This window comes from Aliidiomarina sp., assembly GCF_022565475.1.
In the GTDB taxonomy this organism is placed as follows: domain Bacteria; phylum Pseudomonadota; class Gammaproteobacteria; order Enterobacterales; family Alteromonadaceae; genus Aliidiomarina.
The window spans coordinates 298984-318036 of record NZ_JAIUMR010000001.1; the positions used below are offsets into that span (position 1 = coordinate 298984).

General features: G+C 47.7%; 15 protein-coding genes and 1 other RNA gene. 5 read left to right on the plus strand and 11 right to left on the minus strand.

Annotation, left to right across the window (positions count from 1 at the left end; all coding sequences use genetic code 11):
• Nucleotides 1-94: 94 nt before the first annotated feature.
• The 4 genes from tnpB to LAT77_RS01330 all read right to left on the minus strand — a co-directional run bounded on the left by tnpB (nucleotide 95) and on the right by LAT77_RS01330 (nucleotide 4007).
• Nucleotides 95-451: an IS66 family insertion sequence element accessory protein TnpB gene (tnpB, locus tag LAT77_RS01315; RefSeq protein ID WP_290562731.1), complete on the minus strand. Its 357-nt coding sequence runs from the start codon at nucleotides 449-451 to the stop codon at nucleotides 95-97.
• Entirely contained in the window at nucleotides 448-750 is a 303-nt protein-coding gene (locus LAT77_RS01320) for an IS66 family insertion sequence element accessory protein TnpB (RefSeq protein WP_290562732.1), read from the minus strand. The genes tnpB and LAT77_RS01320 overlap by 4 nt, the downstream gene beginning before the upstream one ends.
• Before the next feature lie 346 nt (nucleotides 751-1096).
• Complete coding sequence (locus tag LAT77_RS01325; RefSeq protein ID WP_290562733.1) at nucleotides 1097-2371, minus strand: phosphotransferase; 1275 nt, start codon at nucleotides 2369-2371, stop codon at nucleotides 1097-1099.
• A gap of 157 nt (nucleotides 2372-2528) precedes the next feature.
• Nucleotides 2529-4007, minus strand: a complete 1479-nt coding sequence (locus LAT77_RS01330; RefSeq protein ID WP_290562734.1) for a right-handed parallel beta-helix repeat-containing protein — start codon at nucleotides 4005-4007, stop codon at nucleotides 2529-2531.
• A 685-nt stretch (nucleotides 4008-4692) separates the two neighbouring features.
• Here LAT77_RS01330 and LAT77_RS01335 point away from each other — a divergent pair.
• Nucleotides 4693-4833, plus strand: coding sequence for a hypothetical protein (locus tag LAT77_RS01335; RefSeq protein WP_290562735.1), 141 nt, complete (start codon nucleotides 4693-4695; stop codon nucleotides 4831-4833).
• Nucleotides 4834-4869: 36 nt separating this feature from the next.
• Here LAT77_RS01335 and ssrA read toward each other — a convergent pair.
• The 4 genes from ssrA to LAT77_RS01355 all read right to left on the minus strand — a co-directional run bounded on the left by ssrA (nucleotide 4870) and on the right by LAT77_RS01355 (nucleotide 7586).
• Nucleotides 4870-5224, minus strand: a transfer-messenger RNA (tmRNA) gene (ssrA, locus tag LAT77_RS01340).
• 105 nt (nucleotides 5225-5329) lie between these two features.
• On the minus strand, nucleotides 5330-5656 hold the full coding sequence (locus tag LAT77_RS01345; RefSeq protein ID WP_290562736.1) for a YebG family protein: 327 nt from the start codon (nucleotides 5654-5656) through the stop codon (nucleotides 5330-5332).
• 161 nt (nucleotides 5657-5817) lie between these two features.
• Entirely contained in the window at nucleotides 5818-6420 is a 603-nt protein-coding gene (gene wrbA, locus LAT77_RS01350) for an NAD(P)H:quinone oxidoreductase (protein ID WP_290562737.1), read from the minus strand.
• A gap of 62 nt (nucleotides 6421-6482) precedes the next feature.
• Nucleotides 6483-7586, minus strand: a complete 1104-nt coding sequence (locus LAT77_RS01355; RefSeq protein WP_290562738.1) for a GNAT family N-acetyltransferase/peptidase C39 family protein — start codon at nucleotides 7584-7586, stop codon at nucleotides 6483-6485.
• 223 nt (nucleotides 7587-7809) lie between these two features.
• Between LAT77_RS01355 and purM the strand changes: the two genes are divergently transcribed.
• Nucleotides 7810-8853 (plus strand): phosphoribosylformylglycinamidine cyclo-ligase, encoded by a 1044-nt coding sequence (gene purM / locus LAT77_RS01360; protein WP_290562739.1) that lies wholly within the window; start codon nucleotides 7810-7812, stop codon nucleotides 8851-8853.
• Nucleotides 8850-9506, plus strand: a complete 657-nt coding sequence (purN, locus tag LAT77_RS01365) for a phosphoribosylglycinamide formyltransferase (RefSeq protein ID WP_290562740.1) — start codon at nucleotides 8850-8852, stop codon at nucleotides 9504-9506. Before purM ends, purN begins: the two co-directional genes overlap by 4 nt.
• 73 nt (nucleotides 9507-9579) lie before the next feature.
• Here purN and LAT77_RS01370 read toward each other — a convergent pair whose 3' ends face one another.
• Nucleotides 9580-10449 carry a DUF3108 domain-containing protein gene (locus tag LAT77_RS01370; RefSeq protein WP_290562741.1) on the minus strand — a complete coding sequence of 290 codons (870 nt, stop codon included), beginning with the start codon at nucleotides 10447-10449 and terminating at the stop codon, nucleotides 9580-9582.
• 218 nt (nucleotides 10450-10667) lie between these two features.
• Here LAT77_RS01370 and fadE point away from each other — a divergent pair, with 218 nt between their 5' ends.
• Nucleotides 10668-13124: an acyl-CoA dehydrogenase FadE gene (gene fadE / locus LAT77_RS01375; protein WP_290562742.1), complete on the plus strand. Its 2457-nt coding sequence runs from the start codon at nucleotides 10668-10670 to the stop codon at nucleotides 13122-13124.
• A gap of 246 nt (nucleotides 13125-13370) precedes the next feature.
• On the opposite strand, the gene LAT77_RS01380 is transcribed toward fadE, so the two are convergent.
• Together LAT77_RS01380 and LAT77_RS01385 are read right to left on the minus strand one after the other, a co-directional pair.
• The gene (locus LAT77_RS01380; protein ID WP_290562743.1) at nucleotides 13371-13946 is read right to left on the minus strand and encodes a thioesterase family protein; all 576 of its coding nucleotides are present in this window, start codon (nucleotides 13944-13946) and stop codon (nucleotides 13371-13373) included.
• Between the two features lie 9 nt (nucleotides 13947-13955).
• A complete protein-coding gene (locus LAT77_RS01385) occupies nucleotides 13956-14888 on the minus strand; it encodes a 2-oxoglutarate and iron-dependent oxygenase domain-containing protein (protein WP_290562744.1) in 933 nt (310 codons plus the stop codon).
• Nucleotides 14889-15057: 169 nt separating this feature from the next.
• Between LAT77_RS01385 and LAT77_RS01390 the strand changes: the two genes are divergently transcribed.
• Nucleotides 15058-19023, plus strand: coding sequence for a S8 family serine peptidase (locus LAT77_RS01390; protein ID WP_290562745.1), 3966 nt, complete (start codon nucleotides 15058-15060; stop codon nucleotides 19021-19023).
• Nucleotides 19024-19053: the final 30 nt, after the last annotated feature.

The window sequence follows — 19053 nt, forward strand, 5'->3', positions numbered from 1 at the left end:
CGAGGTGCTAAGCCGCTACTGATAAGGGATTTCTTAGACCGATTGGTGATCGATAAATCGCTGTTATGCTTGATCCCTATATGGCCAAAAACGATCAGGTCATTGCACTAAAATGGAGCGGCTGATGGCCTTTCATCAAGGTAATATCGAGGCCGTCGAGCAGCCAAGTCCACTGCTGCTCAGTGAGCGTGATGGTGCTACCTGGCATCTTGCGTGGCCACTTGAACTTCGCCTTCTCAAGGCGCTTGTACCAAAGGCAAAAGCCTGTTCTGTCCCAGTACAACACTTTGAGCTTATCGCGTTGGCGATTGCAAAAGATAAACAGCGCACCACTGAACGGCGAGAGCGCCATTTCGCTCTCAACAATGGCACTTAAACCATTAATGCTTTTACGAAAGTCGACCGGCGCTTTGTGCAAATAGATGGCCGGCGGCTCAACGAACATTTTCATGCACTGAGCTCTTTAACCAACTGCGCCACCCAACGTGGTGACACCGAAAGCGGTAACACCAACTCGGTTTGACCGATGCGTAACTGTACTGATTGCTGCGAATTTGGGGGCTGAGGAACGGCCAAAGCAAAGCCATCATCATTATCTTCAGCTTCGCGATGCAACGCTAATCGACGTTGACTGAAGTAAGCTGGGTTGATGCCTCGAGGCTCGCAGAAGTCTTTCTGGCTGAGATCGCTTTGTTCAAATTCACTAATCAGTTCACGCCATTGCTCGCGGGTTCGATGTACTCGACTCATCTGGCTACTACCTTGTTGATTAAACTTGGTGGTAGCCTACGGCTTCAAGTTATGGCTGAATAGGTGTGGTTGGCGTTACGCTTACGTTACGCTTACGGTTCGGTATGTTTGGCTCATAATGCTATTACCTTTTCAATTAGAATCGGTGGTAGCCTATGGCTTCAAGCTATGGCTGAGTAGGTGTGGTTGGCGTTACGCTTATGGTTCGATGTACTCGACTCATCTGGCTACCACATTATTAATTAAACTTGGTGGTAGTCTACGGCTTCAAGATATGGCTAAATAGGTGTGGTTGGCGTTACGCTTACTGGGTAATATCATTACCCCACCAGCTTTTGAGTATCAATTACCTACAGAGTAGCTTTTTTAAGAGCCGTTTGTGGTTAGCAGACCCAGCCCCTTTTATGTGCCTAATATAGAAGATATTCAGAAGAACTGATGACTGAATTTTGTCCGAGTAGCTTTGGTCATAAAACGAAAGGGCGTTTCTCATAAGCAAAATCGCAGAGTTAATATCTTGGTCTTTAATCAAATAAGCAATATCGAATCCCAAAGGTAAATACCCATAATGACCCCAATCCACTAAGTATAAGTCTCGACTTTGCTTCTCAATGAGAAAATTCTCTCGATGTGCATCGCCATGAGAAAAAACGCATGGCAACCTCCAAAACCGCAATAGCAACTTGAGCGTTGAGAGTTTTTCAGAAAAACACTCCCTTTCAGTAAATAGCCTCAACAAGTCACGAAGTAATCGAACAATTTTAAACGGATGCGCGCCTCGCAAACTGACATCTTCAAACTGATTCAACTCCAGCAACGCTCTTATCATGTGAACACGAAGGTTCTCTTCATTATTCTGGTCATTGCATTGCACAGGGTCTATGAACTGATATATAAGAGCTTGGATAGGTTGATTAAGTGACTCTTTGCTAGGGAGCGAAATCAAACCTAGTAAACGAGGAATTTTAAAAGTATGCCCTTGGCTATTTTGGTGATGCAGTTGGTGATGCAGTTGGTGATGCAGTTGGTGATGCAACTGTTGAATACGTGCAGCTTCCTTTTCATGCTTGTTCAGTTGAACAATTTTTTTCCCAAGCGTAGGAAAAAACCAAACCAATCCCGTTAACTTCTTCTTATAACTATATAAAGGGGCAACTTGAACAGTATCTTCAATACTAGATAATTGTTCCTTATTTCTTGCAACTCCGAGCTCAATCAAAATTTTAAACAATGCATGAAAATCATATGCCAAATGCTCAGAAAAACTTTTAATGCTTTTTAGTGTTTGTAAGGAAAGAAACGTATTCGGGGCATATAAAAAGGGGCTGCCATTTAAGCTAATGTGTGTATTAGCACACCTTACTTCTACTAAAGCAGGTTCCCGGATAGAAAGTGGTATATCAAAACCAGAGCCCGATGATTTCTCATGTAAAGAATTCTCAATATCTGGTCGATAAACGTCACAAGTATACTGGCCAATCAAATTGGAGTTTACTAATACCTCAATTCGCAAATCTCTACTTTGAGAAGCTATCCACCCTTGGAGTCGCGTTCCATCAAAGCTATCAATCCACCCGTAAGGCTCTGAAATCTTCAACGTTTCGATTCTAAACAGACGCATAATCGTAAACACCTAGTTGCGCATTACATTTAATAAACGTCCAAGAAACCCGTTAGACATCGAAGCTTTAGCTTTTATATGCGATAAATTAACTAGCGAAGTACTTATCTTAGAAATAGTATTTCTAACTATAATCATTACTCAGGAATTCATTTTATTACGGCTCCTCTAGACACTTCGGATCTGTGTAATCGGTGCAAGGTTGATATATTGGAGGATCATATGCGCTCATTACCGAGTTACTATTAACTATATTGGGCTGATGATCGACTTGAATTCTCACGCCGTATTCAAATAGGTTTGATGAAACGACATTGTTTTCGGCAAGATCCAAGTCAGAGATAGAGCTTCCAAAGGGATATCCGCTATCTGCATTACAGTAATTTCTATTGCCATTTCTAGACGCTATCCAAATTACAGGAGTACTGCTAGAGTCATTGTAGAAATAATTTGATTCAATAATATTAAAACTCGGTGTTTCGTGTCTTACTGCGCCACCTTCGCCACAGTTACGGTAAAGAAAAATTCCACCTCGAGAAGAGTTAGCGAAAACATTGTTCTTAATAATATTATAAGACGCTCCGTCAATAGCGATTGTTTCGCGACCAGTCGGATTATTATCAATAAAGTAGTTTGATTCAATTTTATTCGCCGTTGACTCAGCATCTATATAAATGGATACTTCATCGCTATTGCCCTTGAAAATTGATCCGATGACATTTACTTCTTGAGAGCCGGGCGATAAATAAAGTTTAGTACCATCCACATCAAAAGTGGAATTAATGAATGATACGTTCTTCGGAGAATAAAAACGAACCCTTTCTGCATGATAGAAGGAATAAGAGCTATGCCTTAAGTCATGAGACGCCATAGGTGAAAGTGATTGACTATGAGGAGTAGCTGACACCCCCATAACTGAAACGATACTATTAAATTTGCAGTTAGTAAATGTTATGTTTTTCGGTGGTGTCCAGCGCGAGATTTCTTCAACATCTAGAATGGTTTTTCTCGAGTAGACTGCAACCCCTGGTAGTTCCGAATTATTGCAGTTTATATCTATATTCGAGCTTTCTGCACCGACAAAAAGAAGCTTTCTTTGCACCACGCTCTCTGATGGGATTGTTAAATTACATGTTACGTGAATTCCATCTGTCCTATTCTCTAAGACACGTGCGACAAAACTTGAACTACATTGAGTCTTGCTTTCCGAATAAAGACTATCGTGAAAATCAATTGGGAAGCGTCCAGAGTGTCTCAATGTAGACTCCTCAACTTCAACATGCACAAATAAACCCTCATACTTTTGGGAGAGATTGCTTGATATTGTGTATTTGAATCGATGCGGAACGGAATTGTCCGTTTGACAAATGTTGTGTATCGCAGCCTCTGATTCAATAGATGTTAATGAGGAATCAATATATGTTTTGCTGCCATCCAGCCCGCGCGCATAAATATTGATTGACACAGGTGAATCAATATATTCCGAACAAGCCCATCCACGCACAACAGTTGCATTGGCTGTAGCCTTGGTTACGGAGTCAATCACACCTTTGATAGAGCTTGCTTTAACTGTATTCGGAGTCAAAAAAAGAATGGACAGAAATGATATACTGATTAAGGGTTTAATGTAGATCATCAGCTATTCCTTAAATACTAAAAATTTAAATAGCATTCTACTAGTTTCAACATAATGACATATAGAGGTGTAATGTTACTAGGTTTTTTCAACATTATCTGGTAACACACATTAAATGGCTACGACGCTCAAATGCTACAGAGCGATTATAGCAAGCACCTTTCACTATTGAAAGTCATGAAGCTCGAAAGAGTAAAAGTTACAGTGTCTCAGCGTGTTTATACGAGTCCCGAAACTTTTAGGGTAACCGAATGAAGGGAGAAACTCCGGTAGCCTTTCATCCTCAACATCTGGCGAATCAATGAACTCAGGCTCGCTATCGAGTCAGTCCTGCAGCACCGCAAAGTTATCATCCATCGTTCCTGTCAACACCAACTTAGAATGTCCGGTTGAGAGGGCGGCGCTTTTCTTGGACAAGATTCACACTTCAATACCCAAGCTCTGACTTACCGAAGTCGTCTCGGACGTCTGGAGGAACAGTAAGGCGAGCAAAATAAGTGTCGCCTCTAAGGCTGATATGGGACTTACCTGAAGGTTTTTTCCAGCGGGCCATTGTCTAGCTTCCGTAAATTAAACAACGGCAGGATTATATGATGGAACTGGTTTCCCGAGAAGGCTCCCCGAACAAGAGGGTAAAGAAGACCCTAAGACCTTGTTTTTAAAAAGATCTTAGGGCGTCTATCTTATGTGGTGGAGCTGGCGGGATTTACGCAAGCCATCCATGGCTTACGCCCTGCGGGCCGGCGATAAAGCCGCCGTTCCAAAACGCTCCTGGCGTTTTGGTGAACCCGTAACGCGGGCTCTGCATCCACGCCAGCACAAATAAAAAACCCCGCACCTTTCGGTGCAGGGTTTGTTTATTTGGTGGAGCTGGCGGGATTTGAACCCGCGTCCGCAATATCGCCACCCTCGGTACTACATGCTTAGCCGTCTCTTTTAGTTAACGTTTGAAGCGCCGAGGGGCAGGCTATTCAAACGCGAGTCCGATTGGTTTTAATGCTTCAGCTCCGGACGAAGCCTCCACACGAGTCTGATTTAGATGACTATCCAGACCTGGTCTCTCAGACTAAGCGCCAGTGGATAGCTAGCGGGCTATTATGCCGCTAGAGCGTAGTTGTCGTCGTTTGCAACTATAAGTTTGAGGCTTTTTACGAGGCCAGCCTCACCTCGGCATGCACCTTGAGCTTTATATATCCCGTCGAATCCTAATCAGCCCCTGATGTTGTTGACAGTATACTTGTTTCACTGTCTGAACGCTATGGAAATTACGCTTCCAACTTCCAATCGTCCTTACCCATTAGATATGGGCAGAAAATCTAATTTCAAGCCGCAGCACTATCTTTTTCTGCTGAGCTCTCTTTTTCTACTGAGCTCTCTGAATTTTCAGCTTTTGCTACGGGTTTTGGCTTTTTCGGCTTCGCCTTTTTTGCGCCTAAAGCAACAAGGAGCCCTTCCCGCTCTTTCGCCAAGAACATCGCAAGATCTTCAATTTGCTGATCGTTGCTACACAATTCGCTACTTTCCAGTAATGGCATCAAGCCCTCTGCCATATCCAACATTTTGTCGTAGGCATCCGCTTCAGCCTTGGAAGTAAAGGTCATTTTCTGCTCCCCATTGCGAACTACGAGATATTGCGTGACGACTGCCATGCTTGCACCCTTTGTTAAATTAAAACACTGTTTATTTATACAGTTTTATCGCCGAGTACGCAAGGTTCTCAACTCGCTTTCTACACGTTGTTTTCCAATTGACGCTTGATACGTGATAGGCCTGATACTTTGGTAAGCGATTTCCGTGAGAACTTTAAGCACTAAAAACGAGCAAGCTTCGTTGCGATCGAAGCGATGTGTTTACCTTGAAATCGTGCACCAGCAAGTTCATTATCGCTCGGCTGCCGTTTACCATCGCCGCCGGCAATCGTACTCGCCCCGTAAGGGCTGCCACCGGTGACTTCACTAAGGATCATTTGCCCGGCAAAACTGTAGGGCAAACCGACCACCACCATGCCGAAATGCATGAGTACTGTGTGAAAATTTAATAAGGTACTTTCCTGACCGCCATGTTGCGTCGCGCTCGACGTAAACACACCGGCGACCTTGCCGATCAATTCACCGTTGGCCCACAGGGAGCCGCACTGATCGAGAAAGTTTTTCATTTGCGCAGCCATCATACCGAAGCGTGTTGGTGAGCCGAAAATAATCGCGTCATAGTGAACAAGGTCGCTGGGCTTCGCTATCGGCGCTGATTGGTCAAGCTTATAGCCGGATTCCTCTGCGTGTTGTTCAGGAACCAGCTCGGCAACACGTTTAATATCAACATCTGCGCCAGCAGCCTGCGCGCCCTCGGCAACCGCGTGCGCCATTTGTTCGACATGGCCATAGCTCGAGTAGTAAAGCACTAACACTTTGGTCATAACAGCTCCTTATTAACAGACGTCGTTCACGTTGACATAGCAACATGGGCACTGCAAGTCTCTTAGGCTTTTGCGCCGACGACAATCGCCGTTCGCAGCCGCGAAGTGCCATACGCAAAGGCTTTCTCGAAGGTATTTCGCGGAATCGGCAAATACTGCCGCTCTGTCACGGTTTGCCATGGCAATAAATCATCGTCAGGATCGTTGATATAGACATACTCATCGTCAATCGCTGTAATTAAAACCCAATGTGGCGCTTTCGATCGGTCAAATTGATAAGTACTAATCAAAGCGATGACGAGGTGATTGCTCGACAGATCACGCTGCAACTGAGCAAGGCTATAGTCGGCAACCTTGATCTTCACTCCCGCAGTCTTTAACGCCGCGATATCCACTTCTTGCACGCGACTCATTACCGTTCGCTTTTCTTCATTGCGCACTGAATCAATCAGCACCGGACCGGCTTGACTGCTCCAAACCTTAACCGTTAGGCCACGTTTTAGCGCTGCTCTCGCTAACCCATGCGGTCCGCAGCCACCATGCCCTGACGTCATGTAAATAGTGGTGGCTTCGCGCCAAATTTCGAGCTCTTCATGCTGCGGTTGGGCAGCCGGCTCTTGAAACCATGCCAAAGCCATTAATAAGCTTGCTGGCCCACAGGTAAATGGCGTACTTTGCGTCAAATGGGGAACCAAGCGCGGTACCCGCGACGAATCGAAGAAATGTAACTGTTTTTGTAAAACGATTGCGTCTGAGTGGTCATCGTAATAATCGCTGCGCAAGCCAAGATGAACAAAACCAAAGGCGTGAAAAAACTCGAGCACCTGCTCTTGGTCAGCTTTCACTTCCGTGCGTAAAAATAAGCAATGCTCGTCTTGGCCACGTTCTATACACCAGGCCATTAGCGCGCGTCCGTGCCCCTGCCCTTGATGTTCTGGCGCAACCGCAAACGAGTATAAGCGGCATAACTTGGTCGCTTGGCGAAAAAGTAAAATTGCATAGCCAATCACGCGGCCATCACCTTCAAGTACGACAAAATCGGCATGCTCGTGCTGAATAAAACGCCGAAAACTACGCTTACTCATCGCGTCATATGGAAAGCATGCCAAGTCAATCGGCAGGAGTGCAGCAATATCGTTACTTTCGGCAGGTCGAATGACGGCCATTCATGTCCCTTGGGTTAGTGATGAACAAGCATGAAACAACTATTGGACGCTCTTTTTACGAGGCCGGCAAGAGGTCGGATGAAAAAAATTCGCTTTTCGATTCAAGTCCAAGCCCGCTGCTGCTAAAATATGCGCCCGACACCGCCATACTTCCGTTGATTTGCATTTGGAGCAATCGCGGTTGGCACCCAACCCGGCACACCAAGCCTTAAGAGGACTCGTCGTGAACGAACAGAAACCTTCCCTCAGTTACAAAGACGCTGGCGTCGATATCGACGCGGGTAACGCATTAGTACAACGCATTAAACATGTGACGCGTCGCACCACTCGCCCAGAAGTTATGGGCAGCATCGGTGGCTTTGGCGCACTCTGCGAAATCCCTGCAGGCTACAAGCAGCCTGTACTGGTGTCTGGAACCGACGGTGTTGGCACCAAATTGCGTTTAGCGATTGACCTCAAGAAACACGATACCGTCGGTATTGACTTGGTCGCGATGTGCGTCAACGATCTTATCGTTCAAGGCGCCGAGCCTTTATTTTTCCTCGATTATTATGCCACCGGCAAGCTCGACGTTGACGTTGCTGCTGACGTCGTTGCGGGTATCGGTGAAGGCTGTGTGCAATCGGGCTGTGCTTTGATTGGCGGCGAAACTGCTGAAATGCCAGGCATGTACGAAGCGGGTGACTATGACTTGGCAGGTTTCTGTGTCGGCGTGGTCGAGAAAGCCGACATTATTGATGGCAGCAAAGTTGCAGCTGGCGATGCCCTCATCGCCGTCGCTTCAAGCGGCCCTCACTCCAATGGCTACTCGCTTATTCGTAAAGTTATCGAAGTCGCTGACGCTGACTTAAGCGCAGATTTTCATGGCAAGCCGCTTGCCGACCACCTCATGGCACCTACGCGTATTTATGTGAAGCCTGTTCTTGAGCTGATTAAGCAAGTCAATGTTCATGCGATTTCACATATTACTGGCGGTGGTTTCCAAGAGAATATTCCGCGCGTCTTGCCAGAACACTGTAAAGCGGTCGTTGAACGTAATAGCTGGCAGTGGCCGGTGATTTTCAGCTGGTTACAAGAGAACGGCAATATCGCTCGCGAAGAAATGTTCCGCACCTTTAACTGTGGCGTGGGCCTCGTTATTGCTGTGCCTGCTAACCAAGCTGACCAAGCCGTGGCTGTGCTCAATGAGCAAGGCGAAAATGCTTGGGTCATCGGTACCGTCGCTGACCGTCAAGGTGACGAAGAACAAGTTGAGTTTGTTGAATGACAGCGCAACAGAAAAAACGCATTGTTATCCTAATTTCCGGCTCTGGCAGTAACATGGTCAACCTCGTTGAGCACTGCCAAGCGGTTAAAATTAACGCCGACGTGGTTGCCGTCATCGCCAATAAAGCCGACGCAGCCGGTCTTGCCAAAGCCGAAAAGCTGGGAGTGGCCACAGAATGCGTACCCCACCAAGGCTACGAGAGTCGTGAGGCTTATGACCACGTATTGGTTGAACGCGTGCAAAGCTATCAGCCAGATTTAGTCATCCTTGCCGGCTTTATGCGCATATTGACACCAGTTTTTGTCAGTGCGTTTGCTGATCGCACGTTGAATATTCATCCGAGTTTACTGCCGAAGTACAAAGGCATGCATACGCATCAGCGCGCGCTCGACGCAGGCGATGAAGAGCACGGCGTCAGTGTCCACTTTGTTACCGAAGAGCTCGATGGTGGTCCGGTCATTTTACAAGCGAAAGTACCAATTTTCGCCGGTGATGAGGTTGAAGACTTACAAGAACGTGTGCACGAACAAGAATTTCGTATTTACCCATTAGTTGTGCGCTGGTTCTGTAGTGATCGTTTGCGTTTAATCGATGGCAAGGCTCATCTTGATGGTGCTGGACTTGGTCCGCACGGCTACGCTTCCGACGAATAAGCTCATAACAATTCACCATACATAAAAAACCGCGCTCGGCGCGGTTTTTTCTTAGCTGGATAAAAGTTAAACCTTAGTTGTCGTTGGCAAAAATCAATTGCGTTACGTTAACTTGCGCTTGCTCTTTCCCACCTTCGATTTGCTGCATGCGCACCATGGTGTAATTCAGTTCGGGTGCGAACCAAAAATAAGTCTGGCGACGGTCATGGTCGCGAACCCGGCTAACACGTATCGCTTCTCTACGCTCCCCCATGACGGTAATCTGCTCGCGTTTATCAATCGCAAACATGTACGACGTGTCGCGACCATCTTCATCGATGAGAAAGTATTCAAATGACTCTTCAGCTCCAATTGCGACATCAATCTGTAATTGATGTAGGACGGTATTTGCATCCAATAAATCGTCACGCCATTCAGCATGTACGGTATCGCCGGTCTCTGCTCGCAAGGTTTCGGACTCACGTTCGAAGGTCACTTCATAAAACCGATTCGAGCCAGTGCCACGACGTTCATAGACATAATGCAACGGCTGCACTTGCGCGCCAATCAGTTGAAACGTCGAGTCGTTGTAGCGCCGATCGGACAAAAACAAGAGTGATGCTTCTGTATTGGTATGGTACTGCCATAGTCCATCATCGTTATGCTTAAGTTCACGCAGTGCTGTACCATGGGTGCGGCCGCGCCGGCTTAAGTCATATTCGGCCCGATAGGCGCGGGTAATAGCGTGGGCGATGGTTTTGGCTTGCTGCTCCGCCGACTGATCCGCGTCAGCACCCTCATCGGCAACGTATTCAACTTCGGTATCCGCTTTCATCTGCGGCTGTTCATCCCCCTGCTCGTCCGCATACACCACCATCAACATCGACAATGCTAACAGGAGTAGCGCGATCACCACAGCAATAACGCTGCGAACAATACCGTGACGTACTTTAAACTGATCCATAGACGACCTTTTCTGACGATGGCGATTTAGCATGTCAGACTCAAAGCCCAGCCGCAAGTTCAAACGTATTGACATTCGTTGACATGCAGAGCGGGTGATCTAACGGCGATAACTCACGTTATCTAAGGGTAACTACACCGTTTCACCACTTGCAAATTAGTGCAAATTGTTCTAGTTTTAAGGATTACTGGTCAGACCTCAAACCTCAGGAGATTAACATGAGTGTCGCTATCTGGTGTATTGCTACCCTTATCGTGTTGGGAGCGTTGTTATATCATCGCGTTTCACTGCGCAGTTTTACCCTTGGCACAGTAGTCATGCTGGCCTTGGGTACCCTCTTCTCTGTTTTTGCTTGGATCCCTTGGGTGATTGCAGCCATTATTTTGCTGCCGCTTAACCTTAGCTTTATTCGCAAAGGCGTCATCGCTAAACGCATTCTTTCTGTGTTCCGGAAAATCATGCCGGAAATGTCACAAACCGAACGTGACGCGCTCGAAGCGGGTACGGTTTGGTGGGACGGTGAAATTTTCTCGGGCAAACCAAATTGGAAGAAGCTCCACAGCATTCCAGCGGGTAAACTCTCAGCTGAAGAACAAGCGTTCTTAGACGGCCCGTGTGACGAAGTGTGTGCCATGTTGGACGACTGGAAAGCGACCCATGAACTGGCGGACATGCCTGAAGATGTGTGGCAATACCTGAAAGACAACAAGTTTTTCGCCATGATCATCAAGAAAGAGTATGGCGGTCTTGAGTTTTCGGCCTACGCTCAGTCACGCGTCTTGCAAAAACTTGCTGGCCACTCGACTATTCTCGCCAGTACGGTTGGTGTTCCTAACTCATTAGGTCCAGGTGAACTCCTGCAACACTACGGCACTAAAGCACAGCAAGATTATTATTTGCCGCGCTTAGCCACGGGTGAAGAAATTCCGTGTTTTGCTCTGACTAGCCCAGAAGCCGGCTCAGATGCAGGCTCAATTCCTGACACGGGCATTGTCTGCAAAGGCGAATGGGAAGGCAAAGAAGTTGTTGGTATTCGTCTGAATTTCAACAAACGCTACATTACCCTTGCACCAATTGCGACTGTGGTTGGTTTAGCATTTAAAATGTACGATCCGGACGGCCTGATTGGCGAGCAAGAAGACATTGGTATTACCTGTGCCTTGTTGCCGCGCGATATTAAAGGCATGACCATTGGTCGTCGTCACTTACCGTTGAACGTGCCATTCCATAATGGTCCAATTCAAGGTGAAGACGTCTTCATCCCGATGGACTTCATCATTGGTGGCCAAGCAATGGCAGGTAAAGGCTGGCGCATGCTGATGGAGTGTCTCTCCGTCGGCCGTGTGATCACACTGCCATCGAACAGTGCTGGTGGCGCCAAGTCATTAGCATTAGTGACCGGTGCCTATGCCCGCATTCGTCGCCAGTTCAAATTACCGATTGGTAAAATGGAGGGTGTCGAAGAAGCGTTGGCGCGCATTGGCGGTAACGCTTACTTAATGGACGCAGTGACTAAATTCTCAACCGCCGGTCTTGACCAAGGTGAGAAGCCGTCAGTGATTTCTGCCATTTCCAAATACCACATGACTGAGAAACTCCGTCAATGTATGAACGACGCGATGGACGTTCATGGTGGTAAAGGGATTTGTTTAGGTCCAAACAACTATCTTGGCCGAGGCTACCAAGGCACACCGGTTGCTATTACAGTTGAGGGTGCAAACATTTTGACCCGTAGCTTAATGATCTACGGCCAAGGCGCGATTCGCTGCCATCCTTATGTGTTAGAAGAAATGGAAGCGGCTGCGGTACCTGGTAAAGAAGGCCTTGATCGTTTCGACAAAGCACTGTTTGGTCATATCGGCTTTGTGTTTAGTAACTTTGTTCGTTCTCTTTGGTTAGGTTTAACTGGCGCGCGTTTCACCGCCGCTCCTGCCAACGACAGTACGGCGCATTATTATCGCCAAATGACACGCTTTAGCTCAAACCTGGCACTGATGTCAGACGTCGCAATGGGTGTGTTGGGTGGCGAGTTAAAACGCCGTGAGCGCTTGTCGGCGCGTTTAGGCGACATGCTGAGCTACCTATTTATCGGTTCAGCAATTCTGAAACGCTTTGAAGACGATGGCCGTCCTGCTGACGATTTACCACTCGTCCACTGGGCGATGCAAGATAGCTTAAACAAGTTACAGCAAAGCCAGCTTGAGTTCCTCGAGAACTTCGGTGCCATTGGCTCAGTCCTGAAAGGTATCATGTTCCCGTTTGGCCGCATCGTTAAAGCGCCAAGTGACAAGCTTGGCCACAAAATCAGCCGCATGCTGATGGAGCCAAATGCAACTCGTGCGCGCTTAGGTGAAGGTCAATTCTTGTCTGAGAAAGGTCCGTTTGGCTATGTTGAGCAAGTCCTGCGTGACATTATTGCCATCGAACCACTGCACGACAAAGTACAAAAAGCAGCTGGCGAGCGCTTACCTTTCATGCGTTTACATGAAATTGGCTTGAAAGGGAAAGAGCTTGGCGTCCTCAGCGACGAAGAGGTTGCACTGTTTAAACGTGCGGAAGAAGGTCGTTTACGTGTGATCAATGTCGATGACTTTGACCCAGCGGATTTACTGGCAGGTCAAGCCGCACGCGACTATGCGTTAGCACAGGTCGGCAAAGAAAAGTCAGTGGCTTAATCCGCGGCGGTTATAGCAACCACCGCAAGAGCCAAAAACAAAAACGCTGGCCGGTTAATAACCGCCAGCGTTTTTTTTATCGTCATGACTCGGGGAGTTTAAAAAGTAAAGAAACAGTAAACCAAGTCGCATTACTGCCAAATTACTTTAAAGTGAATCTTGCCGATCGCAATCAATCGTGCAACCCTGATTCGCTTGTCCAGCAAGCGACTTCTCTACGCCCCAACCTTTGGGGCGTTTTTTTATCTAGGCGTCGCGCGATAACTCGCGCTGAATTTCCCGATCTTTACGAGCTTGCGCTGACAAAGCATCCAAGGTTTTTCGCCATGCTTCCACCCACTCAGGCAATGCTGGCGACTGCAAATGTCCATGCCCAGTTTCGGCAATCAAGTCTTCGGGGCTAAGACCACCCTTCTTTTTGCTCCAGAACATACCGCGGATGACAATCAAAGCGGCGACTCGATTTTCTTTATCGAGAACTTTATGCTCTAGAAAAGCCCACTTCTCGTCCCAACCCAGTAAACGCGATTCAATGTAAAACCGATCGAACGCTTTGAGCTGGCGAATATAACGCGCGTTCACATCGCCAATGACCGGAATGAAACCTTTTTTACGAGCTACATCCCATGCGCCACTGCGAAAAAACCAGTCAACTCGGCCGAGATCTGCGAAGCTCAAATAGCGCCCGTTGTTCACGTGCATGTTTAAATCAAGGTCATTTGGAAACACCCTAGATCGAACACGGAGCGTATCAAACGCTCCGCATCGAGGCTGTTTCCGACGTCGAAAGAGAATCCACAACAGTCGAAGTAAAAGATTCATGCCACTGCCTTATTTGACCAACCCGATTTCACGTAATCGCTCCATCAAATAATCATCAGCGGTAATTGGTGGCCATTTCACCGGATTCTCGTCCGTTACACATTGTGGTAATGCTTCAATCACAACATCTGGATTGAAGTGCAAGAAAAACGGAATTGAATAGCGCGAAACTTCGTTAAATGGTGCCGGCGGATTAACCACGCGATGCGTCGTTGACGGCAGAACACCATTAGTTAAACGCTGTAACATATCACCCACGTTACAAATAATCGCACCTTCCAAAATAGTGACTGGAATCCACTCACCTGATTTCGAAAGCACTTCTAAGCCGGGCTCGCGTGAGCCAATCAACAAGGTAATAACGTTAATGTCTTCGTGCGCTGCTGCACGCACCGATGGTGTTCCTTTATCAACGATTGGCGGATAATGCAGTGGACGTAAAATTGAATTGCCTTTATTCACACGCGTGCGGAAGTAGTCACGCGGTTGACCTAAGTACACCGCAATCCCTTCTAATACTTGATTACCTAGTTCATCGAGTGCAGCGAAAAGTTCGGTCGTCGTTGTTTTGAACGACGGTAGCTCTTGCGGCCATACGTTAGGCACCAAACCTGGGTAGTCCGTATCATTATCAACTTCACGACCGACATGCCAAAACTCTTTTAAGTCAACATGCTTGGCATCTTTCGCGATCTCAGTACCGAACGGGGTGTAACCACGAGCACCACCTAAGCCCGGCTTGTGATATTGCTTTTTCACTTGCTCGGGTAAATCGAAAAGCTCGCGAGTCGCGTCAAGGGCGCGGTGAATTGTCTCACTCGGGATGCCATGATTGGTTAATGCGACAAAACCATTCACCTCATAACCTTCACCGATGGTTTGAACAAACTTAGCAAAGTCGGACTGAAATACCGACATGTCAACATGTGGGATTGATTGCATGAACAAGTGCCTAATAAATAATCAATTAAAAACCTGACGAATCTGTTAATACTTTGTAACATATTCATCAATGAAGTTAATCGGATTTTACCACAGATTCGTTTAGTATCACGAATAGCAGTCGTGTTTTTACGCCTCGCTTTTCCGCATCAACAACAGGAAAATAATAATGACTAGAAATACCAGCCAGAAATTAAAGCTGAGCTTAGTCGCCGGAGCTGTGCTCTCGGTGGTCTCAGTGAGCGTTTTCGCCAGTGGGTTTGAGCAAATTCAACCACGTGATGGTTTTAATGCCACCGAAGTCGTGTCACCTATGGTCGACAAAGAGAAGAGCCTTCGTACGCTTGAATTTGCTGAGGCAAATTACCTAATTATCGAGTTAGAGCATCAACCGGTCGCTACCTATCGCGGCGGTATTGAAGGTTATGCAGCGACTGCACCCCGTGCAGGCATGAGCCCGAGTGAAATTGTTAGCTCCGCAGCAGCTGCAAGCTACCAACAGTTTCTTCAAAGCGAGCAAGCCGCGTTTGTCAGCCAACTCTCGAATGTGCTGCCGGGTGTAAGTTTTGTTCAAGGCTTTCAAGGCCTGACGAACTCCGTTGTTGTCGAAGCGCCTAATTCTGCAAAAGCGCGCGCTGAGATCGCCCGCATGCCAGGCGTTAAGCGCGTGTTTCAAAATGAGCGTTTCTTCGCTCAAATGGATGCATCGAATAGCTTGATCAACTCGCAAGCTGCATGGGATATGGTTGGTAGTCGCGCTGAAGCCGGCAAAGGTGTCCGTGTTGCAGTCATCGATAGCGGTATTCTTCCTAATCATCCAATGTTCGCCGGTAACGGCTTCAGCGCTCCAGATTCACTGCCCGGTAACGATTACTGTGCCACAACTGAGCCAGAATTTTGTAACGACAAGTTAATTGTCGCCCGCAGTTTCCCTCCTGCGAATACTGGGACTTTGCATCCGCAAGAAACCGTCACGCCACATGATTTAAGCGGCCACGGTACCCACGTTGCCGGTACGAGTTCAGGAAACTTAGTCAGCACCACCCATGAAGGTGTTGCCTTAAGCTTTTCCGGGGTTGCTCCGGGCTCTTATGTCATGGCCTACAAAGCACTATTCGTCGGTACCGATGGTCGTGCCACTGGCTTTAGTAATCAGCTTGCAGCCGCACTTGAAGCCGCTTTCTTTGATGGCGCGGACGTCATTAACAACTCTTGGGGTGGCGGTGCTGGGACACATCCTTCAGCGAGCCCTTACCCACCGATTTTTGAAGCCTTAGAAAGTTTAAATGTTGTGGTGGTAACGTCTGCCGGTAACTCAGGTCCGGGTGATAAAACCATCGGCTGTCCTGCCTGTGCCGAATCCGGCATTGCAGTTGCAAATACGCAAACTGGCCGTACATTTGGCGCACCATTCCGTGCATCTGGCATTGAAGTCAATGCCGCGATTGCAAGTGGTGATTTTAACCTCGACGAACCCATTTCTGGCCCGTGGATGCCTGTTTCTGAAGCATTAACCGAAGAGTCAGAAGGCGATGTCCTCGCCTGTTCAGACTTCGGCGATGAAACCTTGTTCGATGGCCATATTGTCATGGTTCAACGTGGTGAATGTTCATTCATAGACAAAGCAACCAATATTCAAAATGCTGGTGCAATTGGCATGGTTGTCTACAACAACGCAGCCGGTGCCTTTGGTATGGCGATGGAAGGCACAACACTGCCGAGTATTGCCATTCCGCAAAGCGCAGGTGAAGCTATGATTGGCGCTTGGTCACAGGGTGACACAGCAACCATGAACCCAGCCCAGCAGCTTATCAATGCGACCAATGTGGATATCATGGCAGCCACGAGCTCGCGTGGACCAAACGGTGATGCATCATTCTTGAAGCCAGATGTCGCTGCCCCAGGTACCAATATTTTATCGGCTTACCCAACGGCCAGTGGTTACGGTGCTATTTCGGGTACCAGTATGGCTAGCCCTCACGTGGCCGGTGCTGCGGCACTACTGCGTCAATTACGTCCGGAACTTGATGCCTATCAGATTAAATCCGTACTGATGACCTCAAGTAACCCGAATGTTCGTATGCAAAATGCTCAAGACCTAGCAACACCATTCGCCATGGGTGCGGGTCGCTTAGACATTGAAGCTGCACTAGGTACTGCCATTGCATTTGACACTGCATCGATTGCATCAACTGCATGTGCACCAACCTGTTCTTTCGATCGCACCATCACCAACTTGATGGGTGAAACAACAGAGTGGACCTTCAGCTATGTGCCGTACAATAGCCATACGATGGTTCATTTTGATAACGAAGACGTCATGATTGATGCCAATGGAACGGCTGAAATTAATATCGAGATTGACACGACTTATGCCCCTGAAGGTTGGCAGTTCGGTCATATTGTTGCCACCGATCGTGCTGGTCACTACGCCACAGCGATTGTACCTTTCGCGGTTCACGCCGTGAAATCTGACAATAGCCAACTCGTGAGCACCTCGGTGACTTCTGGTCCGGTGCAAGCAGGTGAGAGTGTCACGATTGAATCTCGCGTTAATGGTGAAGACATTGACGGTGCTGTTGAAATTACCGTTGAACTTCCAGATAACGTTTTATTGGTAGCTGACAGCATTACTGCCGACGAAGTGAATGCCAGCCGCACGAGTTTAACCGTAGCTGCAGATCAACGTTCATTTACATGGGTCGGTGAAATGCTCGATGGTACTGCTGCCACAGATCTTAGCGCAGCGAACCTACCATCGAACCTCAACGGTCGTTCATTGACAGAGATTTTATCAAGTCCTCCGCAATCATTCGGTTGCTCGGAAGGTTGTGATGATGAACGTCTTACACTGACCGTCAGTGGCGTTGGCGGATTTAACTATAATGGCGTGAACTATGATCAGGTCCAGATTAGTCCGAACGGCTTCCTGAATGCTGGTGATCAAAGCCACAATGGTTCTTTCCAACCACAAACCATGCCGGATAGCACACCACCGAATAACGTGCTGGCACCTCTCTGGGCTGATTTTGCCTTAGGTGGCGATCTGGGTGGTGAAATCTACTTTGCTGCCGTCACCATCGGTGGTGATCAGTGGCTGATGGTTGAGTGGAATGAAATTCGTTATTGCGAAGGATGGACTGCAGCAACAGGTTGTATCCCAAGTGACGATCACTATACGTTCGCACTGTGGAGCAACATCACGACCGGTGAGCAGTACTTCAACTATATCGACATTCCAAGCACCTTGCCTTCTGAAGCGCGTATCGGCTTCGAAGACGCTGCAGGTACTGTTGGTTTCAACTATACCGGTTCAATCAGCAGCGGTGATGTCCGTCAAGTGAGCCTCACTCCGGCTGATTCGTTTGTCAATCTGACCTATCAAGGTACTGCTGGTCTAATGGGTGTTGCGCCAGCGTTAACGGCTGAGGGCACACCAAATACGCCAGTCACAATCCCTGTTGGTGAAGGGTTTAGCGCGGCTGATGAGCGTGCGTTAGGTCATGTCACGGTTGCCAACGATGGCGTTGAATACTCTGCATTTGTGCCAGTCTCTGTCGAAGCCGGCGAAAGCTTGAGTGCGGAAGTAGTTGGACAAGCCTCGAGCGGTGTTGCGAGCATCAGCAACGGTGAGCTAACCTTTACCGGTGCATCTGGCCGCGGCGGTGACTTCACGTTCACCTATCGCTTAGTCGACAGCGCAGGTCGATTCACCATGCCAGGCGAAGTGACGGTGACCATTGAAAACTCGGCACCGGTTGCAGCTGCATCTGCTTCGGCAACAGCAGCAAGCGCTGGTGACACCGTCAACCTGAGTGCTGCCGGAAGTTCTGATCCGGATGGCGACCCGTTAACGTACAGCTGGCGTCAAGTAAGCGGTCCAACTGCGGAAATGAACAACACCAGTTCATCGACAGCAAGTTTCATCGCACCGAAATCAGGCTCTGCTTCGACGTTAGTCTTCGAAGTCACCGTATCAGACGGTTCATTGTCTGACAGCGCACAAGTTTCGGTTGAACTTAACCGCTACAGCAGCAAAAAGTGGTACGAAGGAAGTTTCGGCGCACTTGTTGTTTTACTCGGTTTACCACTCGTGTGGTTACGTCGTCGCAAGACGATTAAAATCGCGTCATAATCACCGAGTTTAATGTTAAGAACATCAAAA

Bases quoted from the DNA above. Each gene is read 5' to 3' on its own strand.
- tnpB (WP_290562731.1), bottom strand. From the start codon at position 451: ATGAAAATGTTCGTTGAGCCGCCGGCCATCTATTTGCACAAAGCGCCG.
- LAT77_RS01320 (WP_290562732.1), bottom strand. From the start codon at position 750: ATGAGTCGAGTACATCGAACCCGCGAGCAATGGCGTGAACTGATTAGT.
- LAT77_RS01325 (WP_290562733.1), bottom strand. From the start codon at position 2,371: ATGCGTCTGTTTAGAATCGAAACGTTGAAGATTTCAGAGCCTTACGGG.
- LAT77_RS01330 (WP_290562734.1), bottom strand. From the start codon at position 4,007: ATGATCTACATTAAACCCTTAATCAGTATATCATTTCTGTCCATTCTT.
- LAT77_RS01335 (WP_290562735.1), top strand. From the start codon at position 4,693: ATGTGGTGGAGCTGGCGGGATTTACGCAAGCCATCCATGGCTTACGCC.
- LAT77_RS01345 (WP_290562736.1), bottom strand. From the start codon at position 5,656: ATGGCAGTCGTCACGCAATATCTCGTAGTTCGCAATGGGGAGCAGAAA.
- wrbA (WP_290562737.1), bottom strand. From the start codon at position 6,420: ATGACCAAAGTGTTAGTGCTTTACTACTCGAGCTATGGCCATGTCGAA.
- LAT77_RS01355 (WP_290562738.1), bottom strand. From the start codon at position 7,586: ATGGCCGTCATTCGACCTGCCGAAAGTAACGATATTGCTGCACTCCTG.
- purN (WP_290562740.1), top strand. From the start codon at position 8,850: ATGACAGCGCAACAGAAAAAACGCATTGTTATCCTAATTTCCGGCTCT.
- LAT77_RS01370 (WP_290562741.1), bottom strand. From the start codon at position 10,449: ATGGATCAGTTTAAAGTACGTCACGGTATTGTTCGCAGCGTTATTGCT.
- fadE (WP_290562742.1), top strand. From the start codon at position 10,668: ATGAGTGTCGCTATCTGGTGTATTGCTACCCTTATCGTGTTGGGAGCG.
- LAT77_RS01380 (WP_290562743.1), bottom strand. From the start codon at position 13,946: ATGAATCTTTTACTTCGACTGTTGTGGATTCTCTTTCGACGTCGGAAA.
- LAT77_RS01385 (WP_290562744.1), bottom strand. From the start codon at position 14,888: ATGCAATCAATCCCACATGTTGACATGTCGGTATTTCAGTCCGACTTT.
- LAT77_RS01390 (WP_290562745.1), top strand. From the start codon at position 15,058: ATGACTAGAAATACCAGCCAGAAATTAAAGCTGAGCTTAGTCGCCGGA.